This window comes from Shewanella sairae, from assembly GCF_023283535.1.
Lineage (GTDB): Bacteria > Pseudomonadota > Gammaproteobacteria > Enterobacterales > Shewanellaceae > Shewanella > Shewanella sairae.
This window is the reverse complement of sequence record NZ_JAKILT010000006.1, coordinates 14,642-31,299: the sequence shown is the minus strand read 5'-3', so window position 1 is coordinate 31,299 and position 16,658 is coordinate 14,642. Positions and strand designations below refer to the sequence as shown.

8 protein-coding genes are annotated in these 16,658 nt (G+C 44.6%); 6 read left to right on the top strand and 2 right to left on the bottom strand.

Going from position 1 to position 16,658, the window contains the following annotated elements:
- Positions 1-369: 369 nt before the first annotated feature.
- On the top strand, positions 370-1,545 hold the full coding sequence (locus tag L2748_RS03745) for a glycerol-3-phosphate dehydrogenase/oxidase (protein ID WP_220780304.1): 1,176 nt from the start codon (positions 370-372) through the stop codon (positions 1,543-1,545).
- Positions 1,546-1,731: 186 nt separating this feature from the next.
- Positions 1,732-2,910, top strand: coding sequence for a chromate efflux transporter (gene chrA / locus L2748_RS03740; protein ID WP_220780305.1), 1,179 nt, complete (start codon positions 1,732-1,734; stop codon positions 2,908-2,910).
- 78 nt (positions 2,911-2,988) lie between these two features.
- Here chrA and fdhF read toward each other — a convergent pair whose 3' ends face one another.
- Positions 2,989-7,296: a formate dehydrogenase subunit alpha gene (fdhF, locus tag L2748_RS03735; protein WP_220780306.1), complete on the bottom strand. Its 4,308-nt coding sequence runs from the start codon at positions 7,294-7,296 to the stop codon at positions 2,989-2,991.
- Positions 7,297-8,019: 723 nt separating this feature from the next.
- Here fdhF and prfB point away from each other — a divergent pair.
- From prfB to L2748_RS03715, 4 genes are all read left to right on the top strand, one after another.
- Positions 8,020-9,118 (top strand): peptide chain release factor 2 gene (gene prfB, locus L2748_RS03730; protein WP_220780307.1). Its coding sequence is split into 2 segments (ribosomal slippage): positions 8,020-8,094 and positions 8,096-9,118, totalling 1,098 coding nucleotides; the frame shifts between segments, so codons are not numbered across the junction.
- Positions 9,119-9,130: 12 nt separating this feature from the next.
- A complete protein-coding gene (gene lysS / locus L2748_RS03725) occupies positions 9,131-10,636 on the top strand; it encodes a lysine--tRNA ligase (RefSeq protein WP_220780308.1) in 1,506 nt (501 codons plus the stop codon).
- Between the two features lie 231 nt (positions 10,637-10,867).
- Complete coding sequence (locus L2748_RS03720; RefSeq protein ID WP_220780309.1) at positions 10,868-12,772, top strand: hypothetical protein; 1,905 nt, start codon at positions 10,868-10,870, stop codon at positions 12,770-12,772.
- Between the two features lie 549 nt (positions 12,773-13,321).
- Positions 13,322-15,856, top strand: coding sequence for a putative bifunctional diguanylate cyclase/phosphodiesterase (locus tag L2748_RS03715; protein ID WP_246616113.1), 2,535 nt, complete (start codon positions 13,322-13,324; stop codon positions 15,854-15,856).
- A 14-nt stretch (positions 15,857-15,870) separates the two neighbouring features.
- Here L2748_RS03715 and L2748_RS03710 read toward each other — a convergent pair whose 3' ends face one another.
- Positions 15,871-16,476, bottom strand: coding sequence for a pseudouridine synthase (locus L2748_RS03710; protein ID WP_220780310.1), 606 nt, complete (start codon positions 16,474-16,476; stop codon positions 15,871-15,873).
- Positions 16,477-16,658: the final 182 nt, after the last annotated feature.

Sequence of the window (16,658 nt, the reverse complement as noted above, 5' to 3'; positions counted from 1 at the left end):
ATTAAAGCGTGCACTCATTAATAACCTGTTGCAAGTTAAGCTATTGGTAACAGAAATGCAATATCCTTTAAGTTCATTGCATTTCAGAGATTAGTAGTCAATGTTTTGACAAACAATAGAGAGTTATATGCTTATCAAGTCTTTGTTCAATATGAATAAAGGATGTACGTTGCATCAAGTGCAATTTTACTCCTCGATATAGAGGTATGTAAGGACCATTTATAACAGGCTTAAAGTTCATAGCTGTTCGGCAGTACTGGGACTTAAGTACTACTAAGAAAATAGCTATTAATTAAAACTAATTCTAGATTAGTCACGTATTAGGTGTAGATTACAAAATAGATAATATGGTCTTTCTAAGGAGCCTAAATGGCAACAGTTGATCTGGTTGTTATCGGTGGGGGTATCAATGGTGCTGGCATTGCTCAGTGCGCTGCTGCTGCTGGTTATAGCGTGTTACTGCTTGAAAAAGGCACGGTAGCAGGGCAGACATCGGCCAATTCAAGCAAGTTAATTCATGGTGGTTTACGCTACCTTGAGTCGGGTCAATTACCACTTGTTAGAAAGTCGCTGGCAGAACGTAAAGCGCTACTTGAACTCGCCCCTTCTTTAGTGAATCCAATTCCATTTTATATTCCTGTCTATGAAAACAGTCGCCGTAGCTCGTGGGCTATTCGAGCTGGGTTAAGTTTATATGCCATGCTGAGTGACTTTGATGCACTTGGGCAATTTAAGTCTGTGCCATCAGTGCATTGGTCAAAAATTAAAGGCCTTAAACTGCAAGGGCTTAAAGCCTTGTATCAGTATTGGGATGCACAAACCGATGACAAACTCCTCACTCAAGCAGTGGTTAAAAATGCGCGTTCACTAGGTGCTCATGTGGTTGAACATGCCAAGTGTTATAGCATTGAGCATTTTCATAGCCACTGTAAAGTGCATTATCAAGTCGCAGATGAACAACAAGAGGTCGAGGCGTTAGCGGTGATAAATGCTGCGGGACCTTGGGTTAATGAAGTGCTCGATACGGTTTCGCCGCCAATAGCAGCTGAACCAATAGAGTGGGTTCAAGGTAGCCACTTATTGTTAGATATACCGGCAAACGATGGCATCCTTTATCTTGAGTCTTGCTTTGATAAGCGGGTCATTTTTGTCATGCCATGGAATGGACAAACTCTGGTCGGCACCACTGAAACTGTGCTTGAACAGCTTGCAGGTAAACCGCAAATAACTCAGCAGGAAATCGATTATTTACTGGGGATTTATCAGCATTACTTTAGTGCGTTCGGTGATGTTGAAGCTTTGAAAACTCGAATCGTCGATAACTTCTGTGGTGTAAGGGTATTACCCAAGCAATCGGGTAATGCTTTTGACAGACCAAGAGATACCCTGCAAAAAAGCCAAGCAAGCCACCCAAATCTACTAAGTCTTTACGGTGGTAAGCTTACCACTTACCGAACAACGGCAGCCGAGGTGTTGGACTGGGTGGAACAGACAATAGGTCAGCGGCAAACGTTAGCCGATTTTGATAAGCTGTTACTCGAATAGGCTGTCGTCGATTATGATTGCACGAGCATGCAATTTAATTACCCTATCCCGGCAATAAACCTAAGCGTTAAAATGTGAAAAGATGTTACCGTTTACGGTGTTTCATCAAACTGTAATGTTAGTGTCATATTGTGCGCCAACTATTGAATTTAACAGCGCTGTTTCGGGCGCTAAACATGGATAATTATGCTACAAATTTTTCTACGCTTTTTCTCCCTAGGATTAGTTTCATTCGGCGGTCCCGCTGCTCATATTGGTTATTTTAGACAAACCTTCGTGGAAGAGCTCAAGTGGCTTGATAATCAACATTACGGCAGTTTAGTGGCACTAAGTCAGTTTATGCCAGGACCGGGGTCCAGTCAGGTTGGTTTTGCCATTGGTTATCACCGTGGTGGTCTGTTAGGCGGCATAGCCGCTTTTATGGGCTTTACCCTGCCGTCGTTTATTTTGCTATTTTTGTTGGCGGTTACTAGTAGTCAGTGGCTAGATTACTCCTTTACCCAAGGCATTATTCATGGTCTAAAGCTATTAGCTGTTGTAGTGGTAGCCGATGCGATTTGGATTATGTTTAAGCAGTTTTGCCAGCGCAAACAAGCCAAGTTATTGATGGTAATAAGCTGCGTGATTATTTTGCTGCAGCCATCAATGCTGATGCAGTTTGGCTTATTGATTGCTGCTGCGTTAGTCGGGCGTAAATACCTTGCTAGCAATGCAGATGAGTTAAAGCAGCAGCCTCAGCAGCCGGTTAAGCTTAACTTCTTTTGGCTCAGTCTATTTGTCGGGCTATTACTGGCCTCACTCGTTGTGATTGCCATGTCGAGTCAAACAGGCATTAATAACCTAACAGATCTATTTAGCCAGTTTTACCAAGTGGGTAGTATGGTATTTGGTGGTGGTCATGTGGTGCTACCGCTGCTACAGCAAAGTGTTGGCGATGCCGTAAGTAATGATCAGTTCTTAACGGGCTATGCGCTGGCGCAAGCGGTACCCGGGCCTATGTTTGCCTTGGCAGCTTTTTTAGGTGCTGAAATCTGGGTTACCCAGCCGCTGATTGGTGCGCTGGTGGCAACGCTGGCAATATTCTTACCGGGCTTTTTACTGATGCTGGTGGCGCTAAAAAGCTGGCATGCGATCAGTGCTAGACCACAAGTAACAGGCTCTGTTGCAGGGGTAAATGCTTGTGTGGTGGGCTTTTTGTTAGCCGCGCTGTATAACCCTATATTTACCAGTGCAGTGTTAGCGCCACTGGATATGGCATTAGTGGTATTAGGTTTTGGTTTATTTAAAATCTTTAAACCCAACGTGTTTATGTTAGTCGCTGGCTTTGCGGTAACGGGCGCACTGATTGGTGCGTTTGCTGGCTAGTTCAGCTTAGTAATATAAATTAAAAAGGCGCTAAGAGTATGCTCTTAGCGCCTTTTTGCATGTTGCTTGTGTGGTTTATTAGATAAGCGCGACTTCTTGTTGCTCTGTTACCTTCTCTACCACTTTTTCCGCTTTAACCGCACACACCTTAAACTCCGGAATTTTAGCCACCGGATCAAGCGCATTGTTGGTGAGCTTATTCGCCGCAGATTCAGCAAAGTGGAACGGCAAGAACAATACCCCTGCTTGCGCACGTCGAGTGACAAAAGCTTTAATCTCAATTTCGCCGCGGCGGGTGCTGAGCTTGAGCATATCGCCGTTGTTGACGCCAAGTTTTTCAGCATCAAATACCGAAATCATCACTTTTGCTGAGCCAAGTTGATTCAAGCCTTCTGTCTTACGGGTCATAGTGCCGGTATGGAACTGCTCCAGCAAGCGACCAGTAGACAGAATTAATGGATACTCATTACATGGCATCTCTGCTGGCAGGCGATAATGTACTGCACGCATCTTGCCTTTACCGTGGGTAAACTGGCTGGTATGCAAAATCGGTGTTCCAGGGTGTCCTTCTGCAGGGCATGGCCACTGCAAACCTTGACGACCATTCTCTGTTTCGCTATCAATTACCCGCCAAGTAATACCGCGATACTGCGGCGTGACATCGGTGATTTCATGCCAAATTTGCTTCTCGTTTTGATAACCCCAATCTTCACCCATTTGGCTAGCGATAAGCTGAATGATTTGCCAATCATTTTTAGCCTCTCCCGGTGGATTAACCGCAGGAAGCAACTGCTGTACGCGGCGCTCGGTATTGGTAAAGTGACCTAACTTTTCAGCAAAAGCAGCAGCAGGTAACACCACGTCAGCGAGCTCAGCGGTTTCGGTTAAGAAGATATCTTGCACTACCACAAACTCTGCGGCGGCTAAGCCTTGCAACACATGCTTTTGGTCTGGGTCGCTCAGCACTGGGTTTTCACCCATCACATATAAGCCTTTGAGCTCGCCATGGCTCAGTGCATGCATCATTTCGGTGGCCGAAAAGCCAATGTCAGCGCAAAGATCTTCTTTACCCCAAGCTTCACGGAAGCGCATCTGCACCAGTGGATCGTCCAGACGTTGATAACCGCTAAAGTAGTTTGGTAGCGCGCCCATATCGCAAGCGCCTTGTACGTTGCTCTGGCCACGAAGCGGGTTAATGCCAGCACCTTTTACGCCAATGTTGCCACACAATAATTGCAGGTTCGATATCGCGGTAACGTTATCGTGGCCTGAAGTATGTTGCGTTACGCCCATAGCGTAGTAAACCGCAGTTTTTTCTGCAGTGCCGATTAAACGTGCCATTTCAATGATGTCGCTGGCGCTGACTCCAGTAATGATTTCAGCGTTTTTCGGGCTGTAATCTGGGCTCATGACTTCGTCATACAGCTGGCTAAAGCCTTCAACACGCGCCTGAATGTAATCTAAATCGTGCCAGTCATTTTTAATGATCTGCTGCATAATCGCATTGATTAGCATCACGTCAGAGCCCGGGCGCTGAGCCACATAAAGCTGAGCTTTATCGGCAATTGATACCCGCTTAGGGTCAGCAACAATTAATCGTGCGCCGTGCTCTTTTATAGCTTGCTTGATGCGCGAGGCAATAATGGGGTGCGCGCTTTCGGTATCAGAGCCAAGAATAAAGATAAGGTCGCTATCTTTAATGCTTGGAATATCGTTAGTCATGGCGCCGCTGCCTAAGCTTTCGCGCAGGGCGGTAACTGTTGATGCGTGGCAAAGGCGTGCACAATGGTCAACGTTGTTGTTGCCGAGCACGCTACGGAAGAACTTTTGGAAAACGTAGTTATCTTCGTTAGTGGCTTTAGCCGACGATAAACCTGCAATCGATTTGTTACCGTATACTTGCTTGATTTGTGCAAAACGCTGAGCAACTACGGCAATTGCTTCATCCCAACTGGCAGGCACTAACTCGCCGTTTTTACGAATAAGCGGTGTTATTAAGCGTTTATCACTGCCGACAAAGTCAAAGCCAAAGCGGCCTTTAACACACAGCATTCCCTCATTCACTGGCGATGATGTATCACCGCTGATATGGCGAATTTGGTTCTTCTGCTCATCAACATGCAGGTTGATACGACAACCAATACCGCAATAGGTACAAATGCTGGATACGGTTTTAAGCGGTTCTTTTTGCGCAGGCGTTAACCCTTGGGTTTTGTCACGCGAGTCAACAAGTGCGCCTGTTGGACATACTTGCACACAGTTACCACATTGCACACAGTCGCTGTCGTTCATGCTGGCGCTAAAGCCAACACGCGGGGCATTGCGCTCATCACCGCTAATTGAATCGGCACACGAAGTGGGTAATGCTTGGTAATGGTCTTTAGCAAATGAAATGGCATTATGACCGCTGGCACCTTTACAGGTTTCAACACAAGCGCCACAGCTAATACAGCGGTTAGCATCGAAAGTGATAAAGGGTGCGCTGTTATCTACGCTAAATTGCTGTGCCTGACTAATATCTAGCTCGCTGGCTTTAACTTTGTACTCGGTGGCGTAATCGCGCAGCTTACAATCGGTATTGGCTTGGCAAGCGCACTCTAAGCAGCGCGCTGCTTCTTTCATGGCTTCATCCGCTGCAAAGCCCAGCTCAACTTCACTAAAGTTCAATGCGCGCTGCAGCTTATCAAGTTCAGGCATTACGCTGCGGGCTTGTACTTTAGAGTCTGGATAAAGGTTGTCGGCCTTAATCGATTTTAAGCTGCTTGTTTTTTTGGCTTTAGTCGAATTGAAAGGCTGTTTAACTAGCTCACAAGTTAGGCCTTGGCTCAGTAGTTTTTCAATGGCGTCAGCAGCTTTGCGGCCATCGGCAACGGCGGCAACCGCTGTGGCTGGGCCGGTGCGTGAATCACCAATCACAAACAGCTTATCAAGGCCGGCAGACTGACCTGCTGACATAGTGTGTTCACAACCTTCAAAGGTATTCCAGCGAGTTAGCGCTACTTCACCTGTAGCGAGCTGGCTCTGCGGGTGATCTAAGAAGTCCATATCTGGCGTTTGTGATACTGCAGGAATGACGGTATCAAATGCTTCAGTGAAGGTCTCACCTGTTGGGGTTGGGCTGCGACGACCAGAGCTATCTGGCTCACCTAGCGCCATCACCTCAAAAGTCACTTTTGCAACGCGACCATTATCGTCACTATGGTTTTCAATTGGATTAGTTAAAAAGTGGAATTTTATCCCCTCTTGCTCAGCCTCATGAATTTCATAGTCTTCGGCTGGCATTTCATCGCGAGTACGACGATAAACTAATGTCACATCTGCGCCATCGCGCTTGGCTGTGCGAGCACAGTCAATTGCGGTGTTACCGCCACCAATAACGGCGACTTTTTTGCCTGTGCTGTATTGTTTGTCAGTGCAGTAATCTTTGAGGTAATCCACACCTAAGTAGCAGCCATCGAGTTCGATACCCGGGTAATTCATTGGCACGGCTTTTTGCGCGCCAATGGCTAAACAGACTGCATCAAAGTCAGAGATTAATCCATTAAGGTGAATATCACGACCAAGGCGGGTGTCGGTTTGAATGTTGAGGCCGTTTTTACACAGCAGTGCGATCTCTTTATCGAGAATCGCTTTTGGTAAACGATACTCTGGAATACCGTAACGCAACCAGCCGCCAGCTTGTGGCATGGATTCAAAAATCGTGACGTTATGACCATTGTTAGACAAGTAATAGCCCGCAGAAATACCCGCAGGTCCGCTACCGATAATCGCGACTTTCTTACCGGTTGCTGATGCCTTTGGCGGCACGTAAGGATTTTCGCCCTCTAAATCTAAATCGGCGGCGTGACGCTTTAATTGGCGAATGGCGACAGGCTCGTCAACTAAGCCGCGGCGACACTCTGTTTCACAAAAAGCGGGGCAGACACGGCCGATAGACAGTGGCAAAGGTAAGGTCTGCTTGATGACTTTTACCGCTTCGCTGTGATCGCCTTGGGCAATGTGATACAGGTAAGACTGCACGTCAACGCCTGCTGGGCAAGCGGTTTGGCAAGGCGCTTCACAGTCAGCAAAGTGATCTGACAAAATGTTGTGCAACGCGGCTTTGCGCTGCTTACTTAATGCCGCTGATTGGGTAATGACTTCAATGTTCTGCGCAGGAATGTCGCCAATTAGGGTTTCACAGGCGCGTACATTAGTGATGCTGTTATCACTGGCTACAAGTTCTACATGGCAAAGATTACAGTGCTGTTTGCTGTCGTGTACTAATGAGCTAGCCGGACTTTTGCATAGGTTAGGAATCGCAATATTGGCATTAAGCGCGACATCTAACAGCATGTCTTGTTGATTAGCTACTAAGGTCTTGCCATCAATTATTATTTGTTTCATCGCATGGGCCTTTAATTATAGGGTCGCAGCTTGATTGGATGCACGGTTAACGGCGCGTAGCGCCTTGGCATACCATCAGCATTCGCAAAAAGTGGACTTGGCGAAATCGTTATGATTTCGAGTATACCTGCGGCCTTTTTCTACACTGATAACACGGTTTAAATTTGCACTGAAATTGCTGGTTTGCTCACAGGTAAGGTAGGAAGTGTGCGCATGGGTGACTGTATCTGGTCAGATGTGAGATCTGCTTATCAATTTCCACAGTTTTAGACTGTTGACTAGCTTGTAGAGCGGGATCGCAGCTCCGTGGACCTAGGCTTAAAGCGCGGCAGAATCCTTTTTGTAGGCCTTAAATGTTTCTTAATCCCCTGCCACACTGAGAAAAGAGGCTGGGATTGGAATGGTGCTAGGTTAAGTGTGGTAATGGTCACAAATGGACTGATTTAGTAGTTGAACTGTCGCACTAATTTGCTAGATGAACTTAGCGCGAAGCGGAGTAAGTCAGCGGCGCTGGATGATTAACGAGTGTTTTTATAGGGTAAACTAATATTGTTGAATAAATTTGCTATTTTGTAGCCTTTTGCGGCTAGGTTTCATCCCAAGCTTAGGTTAAAATAGCGGGTTTTCTATTTGTCGTTATTTACTCGTTAAGAGTGAAGCGAAAGAAGTTAAGCCACTATCGCTTAGCAATGACCGCTTAGCCATTAAAAAGTTGATTAAATCATGTTTGAAGTAAATCCTGTAAAATTCAAAATCAAGGAGCTCGCTGACCGTACCGACCTTCTTCGGGGGTATCTTTGACTACGATGCCAAAAGTGAGCGTCTAGAAGAAGTTAGCCGAGAGCTTGAAAGCTCAGAAGTGTGGAACGATCCAGAAAACGCCCAAGCCCTAGGCAAAGAGCGTGCAGCACTTGAAGCGGTAGTGAAAACTATCGACGATATGGACAGTGGTCTAGAAGATATCGAGGGATTACTCGAACTTGCCGTTGAAGAAGATGACGAAGAAACCTTCAACGATGCTAGCACTGAATTACAAGGCTTAGAGAAACGTCTTGAGGAACTTGAGTTCCGTCGTATGTTCTCTAAACCGCATGATGCATCAGATTGTTATTTAGATATTCAATCAGGTTCAGGCGGTACTGAAGCTCAAGATTGGGCAAACATGGTACTGCGTATGTTTTTACGTTGGGGCGAAGCCCACGACTATAAACCAGAACTGATTGAAGTGACTGCAGGTGATGTTGCCGGTATTAAAGGCGCCACAATTAAGTTTACTGGCGAATACGCCTTTGGTTCATTGCGTACCGAAACCGGTGTACACCGTTTAGTACGTAAGTCGCCATTTGACTCGTCAGGTAAGCGTCACACCTCTTTCTGTTCGGTATTCGTTTACCCAGAAATTGATGACTCGATTGAGATTGATATCAATCCGTCGGACTTAAGAATTGACACCTACCGCGCGTCAGGCGCGGGTGGTCAGCACGTAAACAAAACTGAGTCGGCTATTCGTATTACCCATTTACCGACCAATACTGTAGTGCAATGTCAGAACGACCGTTCACAGCATAAAAACCGTGATGCGGCGATGAAACAGTTAAAAGCAAAGCTGTATGAGCTAGAAATGCTTAAACAGAATGCTGATAAGCAAGCCGCCGAAGACGCCAAGTCAGATATTGGCTGGGGTAGCCAGATCCGTTCTTACGTGCTCGATGATGCACGTATTAAAGATCTACGTACCGGCGTTGAAAACCGAAATACCCAGAGCGTGTTAGATGGCGATCTGGACAAGTTTATTGAAGCTAGCCTGAAATCTGGCCTTTAACGAGAGAAGAAGATGACTGAACAAACCCAAGATGAGAACAAGTTAATTGCAGAACGTCGTGCTAAATTAGAGCACATCCGTACTAACTGCCCAGCAAACGGTCACCCGAACAACTTCGATCGAAAACACAAAGCGGCAGACATTCAAGCTGAATTTGGTAACAACACCAAAGAAGAGCTTGAAGGCATGGGCATTGAGCGTTCAATCGCTGGTCGTGTAATGGCTAAGCGTGGTCCATTCTTGGTTATCCAAGATGTGAGCGGTCGTATCCAAGCCTACGCTGGCAAAGATGTTCAAAAAGATCTTAAAGAAAAATTCCAAGGTCTAGATATCGGTGACATCATCGGTGTGACGGGTCAACTGCACCTTTCAGGTAAAGGCGACCTATACGTGAACATGGAGCAGTACCAGTTGCTAACTAAAGCACTGCGTCCGCTACCTGAAAAGTTCCACGGCCTAACTGACCAAGAAACACGTTACCGTCAGCGTTACGTTGACTTAATCGTTAACGAAGATTCTCGTGCAGCGTTTATCATGCGTTCTAAAGTGGTTTCGGCAATTCGTAACTTCATGGTGAAGAAAGAGTTTATGGAAGTTGAAACTCCTATGATGCACAGCATCCCAGGTGGCGCTTCAGCTCGTCCATTCGAGACGCATCACAATGCGCTTGATATCGCTATGTATCTACGTATTGCACCTGAGCTATACCTTAAACGTCTAGTGGTTGGTGGTTTTGAGCGTGTATTCGAAATCAACCGTAACTTCCGTAACGAAGGTCTGTCTCCACGTCATAATCCTGAATTCACTATGATGGAATTCTATATGGCGTACGCTGACTTCAATGATCTAATGGATCTAACTGAAGAGATGCTAAGCTCTATCGCTACTGAGCTATGTGGTTCTCCACAGCTTCCATATGGTGAGCACACAGTTGACTTTGGTGGTCCATATGCACGTTTAAGCATGTTAGATGCGATCAAGAAGTACAACCCAGACAACGCGACAATCCAGTCTATGACTTACGAAGAAGTTAAAGACGTTGAATTTATGCGTGACTTGGCTAAGAGCTTAGGCATGACAGTTGAGAAGTTCTGGACTTGTGGTCAACTACTTGAAGAGATCTTTGGTGAAACAGCTGAAACTCAGTTGATGCAACCTACTTTCATCACGGGCTACCCAGCGGATATCTCTCCACTAGCACGTCGTAACGACGACAATCACTTCATTACTGACCGTTTCGAGTTCTTCATCGGCGGCCGTGAAGTGGCGAACGGTTTCTCTGAGCTTAACGATGCTGAAGATCAAGATAGCCGCTTTAAAGCGCAGGTTGATGCTAAAGACGCGGGTGATGACGAAGCAATGTTCTACGATGCCGACTACATTACTGCGCTAGAGCACGGCTTACCACCTACAGCGGGTCAAGGTATCGGTATCGACCGTCTAGTGATGTTATTCACTAACACGCACACTATCCGTGACGTGATCCTATTCCCTGCAATGCGCCCACAAGCGAACTAATTTGCAGGGCTGATACAGCCAAAATGTATCGCCAATAAAACAAAAAACCAGCCACTCGGCTGGTTTTTTGTTTTCAGTGATAAGACAGCATCTTCTGCCTGCGGTCATCTTGCTTTAATGTCTATGTTACTAATTAATGTAAACCTTATGCGATAGGGTTTATTGTTGGTACAGCATTGCTGTAAACTTTAGTATTACACTTTGTTAACTCAGGCAGGAGTATGTTAGGCGATGGCATTTGATTATGGATCGATCGATATTGGGTTAAAAAACCCATTTAAAAAGGAAGGTGCAGTTACCAGTATTCGTGGCTTATTCACCACTGTTTTAGGCGTTTACTTGCTAATTGAAGCTGCTGCTGCCGTAAGAGAAAACACCGTAGTTGGCTGGATTTTAGTGGTATTTGGATTGTTGCTGCTAGGAGGGGGTCTTAAGATCACCACCAATGGTATCATAGCCATGTTGCGTTATTTTGTTGGGCGTAACCACCCAACATCCCTAGCTTATAACCACAGCCGTTCTGAAAGCACCACTGCTAAAGAAGAGTCAGGTTACGTGGCTTACAGTAAGCAGCGTTTAATTGAAATGCTGGTCGGTCGTAAAAACGCCACATTTGTTGAGCCGCAAGGTTTTCTTGCGCGTTTAGTACATACTATTTTTCCACGTCTCACTTTCATGCCTTATCCTGTGCGTAATATGGCGCAGCGTTTATTTGGCGCTTGGGTGAAAACCGTTTTAGCCTTAGTGGCTTATGCGTTGACTGCATTTGTATCTCTAGCCGGTTTTGCTGGCGAGATAGGCGAGTTTGCATTCCCTATTTACTCAGTCTTACTCACCTTGTATTTAATCGGCGTTTGGCGCTCAGCAGGACGAGCACTGGCTCGTAGTGCCGACCGTAAAATTCCATCAATGGGCACCAAAGAATTAGCTAAGGTCATTGCTAGCGCTATTGTGTTGCCAGTGGTTTTAGCTGCGGGTCTTGCTTACTTTATGCGAGTGACGAGTGTCAGCATCGCGGAGTTACAACAATGGTTGCAGTTTTTACCTGATTTTCACGCTTGGGCTTATTTTGCCGCTATTGTTGTGGCTGCGATTATTAGCTCTGCACTAATCAGTGTGATGATTTTTAAGCGTATGGCGTTAGTTGACGCTAAGGTTGAGGTGTCAGAACTTAGAGAAAACTGGCAAGAGTCAATTCACCCTAGCGAGATTTTTATCAATCTTGATAATTTAGTGATGGCAAACAGGCGCTATAAAGAAGTGCCTAATCGAGTCTATCAAGAACTTGAGCCTAAGCTTAATGAGCAAGTTGAAGGTAAGGGTAATTTCTTCGGTGAAATGCTTCAAGAGATCCAACCTAAGTTTAAAGCAATGGATTTAGGGTCTGCGTTCACTTCTGTGCGTATGTTGAGTCTTATTTTGGGTAATGCCTTATTTATCTGTGCATCAGTACTAACGGTTTGGCTGGCTTTTGGTGTTGTCGATTTATATAACTTTGTTGCTGGTGTGCCGCTAGATGTGATTATTGAGCAATCTACACCTGAGCAAATAAATAGTTTAAGTGAAATGTCTGGCACGATTATTCATTTAGTTTTAGTTGGTGTTTTGCTACGCGCCTTTGCGCATATGCTTGCCAATGGTGCGCATCTGTTTTTTGCTGAAATGCAGTTTGTCAGCCAGCTGATTTATATGAAGGTAGAAGGGACCTTTACTGAATCTCGCATTTCAACCGGCACAGGTATACATGACTCTACCCGTTCTGAAAATACCTTAGTGCGTTCAAGCATTACCCCTTGGGTGGTCGTGACTCAGGCTGTATCAAGCACTTTTGCTGCAACGGGGATGAGAAACTTAGAGCATCCACGTTATATTTTAGAGATGCATAAAGATGAACAGTCGCTAGAGAGTATTCGTCATGACGTAGTGAGCTTTATTAAAGATCGTGAATCAATTGCTGCGATTACCAGTGAGCGAGATTTACGTAATGCTTCGCAAATCCATGAGATCAACGAACAGTCTCGAGCTATTCCTATGCAAGCTAAAGATACGTTAGCTATCACGGAACAAGAAGAGCAGGCTGCGGCTTTGTTACGCCAGCAAGCAGAAGCAGATGATAAAGCGTCAACGCCAGCCTAAGCAGTTGCTTATGTGATAACGTCTGTATAAGCGTTAACTTAATGGCGACGTTGCAGATTTAAGTTTACGCAGAGCTAGCTTGTTGATTAGCGTTTTAATAAAGGAGAGCACTAAGGTGCTCTTTTTTATTGCTATTAACCCATGCTAAATATCAATATCTATTTGTTTTTATTTTAAAACAATCTTTATGGTTAGTTGATTTTTGTCAATTAAATTATAGCTGTATCGGTGTATTTTGTATTTGTTAGGCGTAAGGGCTTTGTGAATGTTTGATTAAACATTTACACATTTTCTCAACAGGGTCGCCTTTATAGTACGTGTATAGAAAGAAGAAGTTGGAAAGTCTAAGCTAAAGCTGGAATATTTATAGTCTATCTATTTATTATTTATAGGTTTTTTATGCTTTATCTTTATTTTTGTAATTAAAAACACTAGTGTGTAGCCAGTTTTGAAACTCTTTTGTTATCACATTTAAGCGGTTGGGTAAGTGCTGCAGTTCGGCGACCAAAGCTTATTAAGCAATTTTTAAATGACTTATAGGACATTGACTTGATTAATATCGAAATAACGCAAGCCCAACGGAATGACTGGCAGCTATCTATTGATATGCTGGCACGAATAGCCGAGTGTGGGGCCGGGTTATTGAAAGTTAATCAGGACGGGGCGTTAGAAGTCATTGTTCATTCGAACATATCGCTCGATATACTCAATAATTTTGATACGAGCACAGATTTATTTGGTAGCTATACCAATTTTACTGCACACATTGATGCTCAGTCGCAGTGCTTTCTACCGATTTTTTGGCCGGGTGGGGCAAGCTTTGGTTATCTTTATTTAAACCAAGGAGCCTGGGTTACACATGCGCTTACTGAGGTAGGGCAAGCCGCTGCTAATCCTCAAACAGCCAATCAGACAACCGATCACCGACATATATTAAGTACGATTAAGAAGAGTATTGAGCATGATTTAGCGCATCGCTATCGTGAGTGTAAGCTTGAACAAAGCAAGATTAGAAAGGCGGATGAACAAGTATCTTCTGTTGGTTTACAGCAGTTTGTTGATTGTTTAAAAGAGCATGTGTGGATGAAAGATGCTTTAGGGCGCTATGTGCTTGTTAACCATAGTGTCGAACTTGCATGGAATCGTCCACGTGAACAAATCTTAAACCGTACTGACGATGAATTGTTTGAGCCTCGTTTAGCTAATTTCTTTATTGCGACAGATAATAAGGCGATTCTTAATGGTATTGAAGTTTCCGCTGGAGAGTGTGAAGGGCTTGATGTTGACGATGTAAGCAGCTGGTTAGAAACCACCAAAATCCCAGTGCTAGATGACAGTGGAGAGTTAGCCGGTGTTATCGGTATGTCCCGTAATATTTCTTCTCACAAAGCGGCATTAGAGCAATTAGAATTAGCCTCCCGAGTTTTCGAAAATTCGGTAGAAGGAGTGGTGATCACAGATGTTGAAGGCACCATTATTGATGCTCATGGCGCTTATCAGGGGATAACAGGCTTTAATAAGCAAGAGTTGGTCGGCAAAACCATTAGGATGTTTAGTTCTGAGCGACATGATGATGCGTTTTTTGCTGCAATTTGGCAGGCGTTACTTTCTGATGGTAAGTGGCATGGTGAAATTTGGAATCGTTGTAAAGATGGCGCAATCTTCCCATTAATGCTTAATGTGAGCGCTGTTTATGGCGACGAACATAAGATTCGTTTTTTTGTTGCAGCCTTTAGTGACATCTCAATTCAAAAGCAAAGTGAAGCCCAATTAGCTGAAGTTACTCTGCATGACCCATTAACTAAGTTACCTAATCGCATGGCGTTAACCACACGTCTAGAGCAAGACTTAAAGCAGGCGAGCCATAATCAACAACGTTTAGCTTTGGTGTATATTGATGTCGATCTTTTTAAGCAAATTAATGAAAGCTATGGCCATTCAATAGGTGATGAAGTCTTACTTGAACTGGGTCGTCGCTTTAGCTCTGGTCTAGGTGATTTAGCAATTGCTGCACGCTTGGGGAGTGATGAGTTTGCAGTGTTACTGCCTAATATTGATAGTAACGATATGCTGTTACTTAGTATTAATCAGCTACGTCAGGTTTTTGATTTGCCCTTTGTGCTAGGTGAATATGGTCAAGCACGTTTAACTGCAAGCATGGGAGTGGCAATTTTCCCTGATGACACCCAAGATTCGAGTAACTTACTGGTGAATGCTGAAGTTGCTATGCATAGAGCCAAACGTGAGGGGCGTAATAATTACGCTTTCTATACTGAGTCTTTAACTGAAAAGTCTGTTGCCAATCTTAAGTTACAAAGTGCACTGCACAATGCCTTAGAAACGGATGCTTTTCACCTTGTTTTTCAGCCCAAAATCAGCTTTAAAACAGGTAAGGTTATTGGTGTTGAAACATTGCTGCGTTGGGATGATCCCCTGTTAGGCCGAATCTCGCCAATGGTGTTTATACCTTTAGCTGAAAACATTGGCCTAATCCAAGATATTGGTCGCTGGGTACTTAAAAAGGCGTGTGAGCAAGGCCAGCGTTGGCATCAGCAAGGGCTAGAATTTGGGCGTATTGCGGTGAACGTGGCTAGCCAACAATTGCAGCGTAGTAGCTTTGTTGATGAAGTCGCTGAAATACTACAACAAACCGGTTTACCTGCGAGCAGCCTTGAGCTTGAGGTGACTGAAAGTGGTATGTTGTCAGATCCGCTGTTGGTGAGTCAATATCTTGCAAGGTTTGGGAGTATGGGGATTGAATTATCGATTGATGATTTTGGCACGGGATATTCGTCGCTAAGCTATCTGAAAAAACTCCCCATACACAAGCTTAAAATTGATCAGTCATTTGTCGCGGGTCTGCCGTTCGATACTCACAATACCGCAATTGCTAAGGCAATTATAGCAATGGGACACGCATTAAATTTAAAGGTGGTTGCTGAAGGCGTTGAAACACAAGAGCAAGCTGACTTTTTAATCGCGAGTGATTGTGATGAAGCTCAAGGGTATTTCTACAGCCGCCCTAAACTTGCTAAAGAGCTGACTGACTATTTGTCAGCGGAAAAACCTAAGCAGCTAAGTTAATATATCTAGCTGTTTTATGTTTCGGCGCAGATGCCAAACTGGTTAACAGCAATGACGTCACCAGGCTGCATTGCATTAAGGTGAATATTGGCAATGCGCACGCGAACTAATCGCAGAGTGGGGAGGCCAACTGCGGCAGTCATTTTTCTTATCTGGCGGTTTTTGCCTTCTGTTATGGTGATTGATAGCCAGCTTGTTGGACCATGGCGAGGATCTCGGATCTTTTTTCCCCTCTCTGGAAGGTTTGGCTCTGGTGATAATTGTTTCACTTTACAAGGCAAGGTCTGATATTTCTCACCGCTAACACCGATTTCAACACCTTGTTGTAACTGCATAAGTTGATCATGGCTTATCTCGCCATCAACCTGTACATAGTACTCTTTTTCAATGCTTTTGCAGCGGATTAGGTGGCTTTGCATGCCATCTGTGGTTAACAGCAATAGCCCTTCTGAGTCATGATCTAAGCGACCGACTGCCATGGTTTTTTCAGGGAAATCACAGAGCTGTGCTAGCACAGGCTTACTTTTCCTCTTCTCGGGTACAAACTGACTTAAATAGCCATAGGGTTTGTAAATGATAAAGTGGCTATGTTGTTTGGCTGGGGTCTGCAGTTCAGACATGCTGCGGCTCTTAAAGAGTGGCGTTAACAGGCGAGTATTATAACCTTAATATTGCAGTGGTAAGCTAATCCATCTTGATAAGGGATGAATATGTATAAATTAATAGCAGATGACAGCGTTGTCATTTGAGGTTATAGTTATGTTAACTAATTGGATGTGTCCGTAAAATTAGCGCGACATGG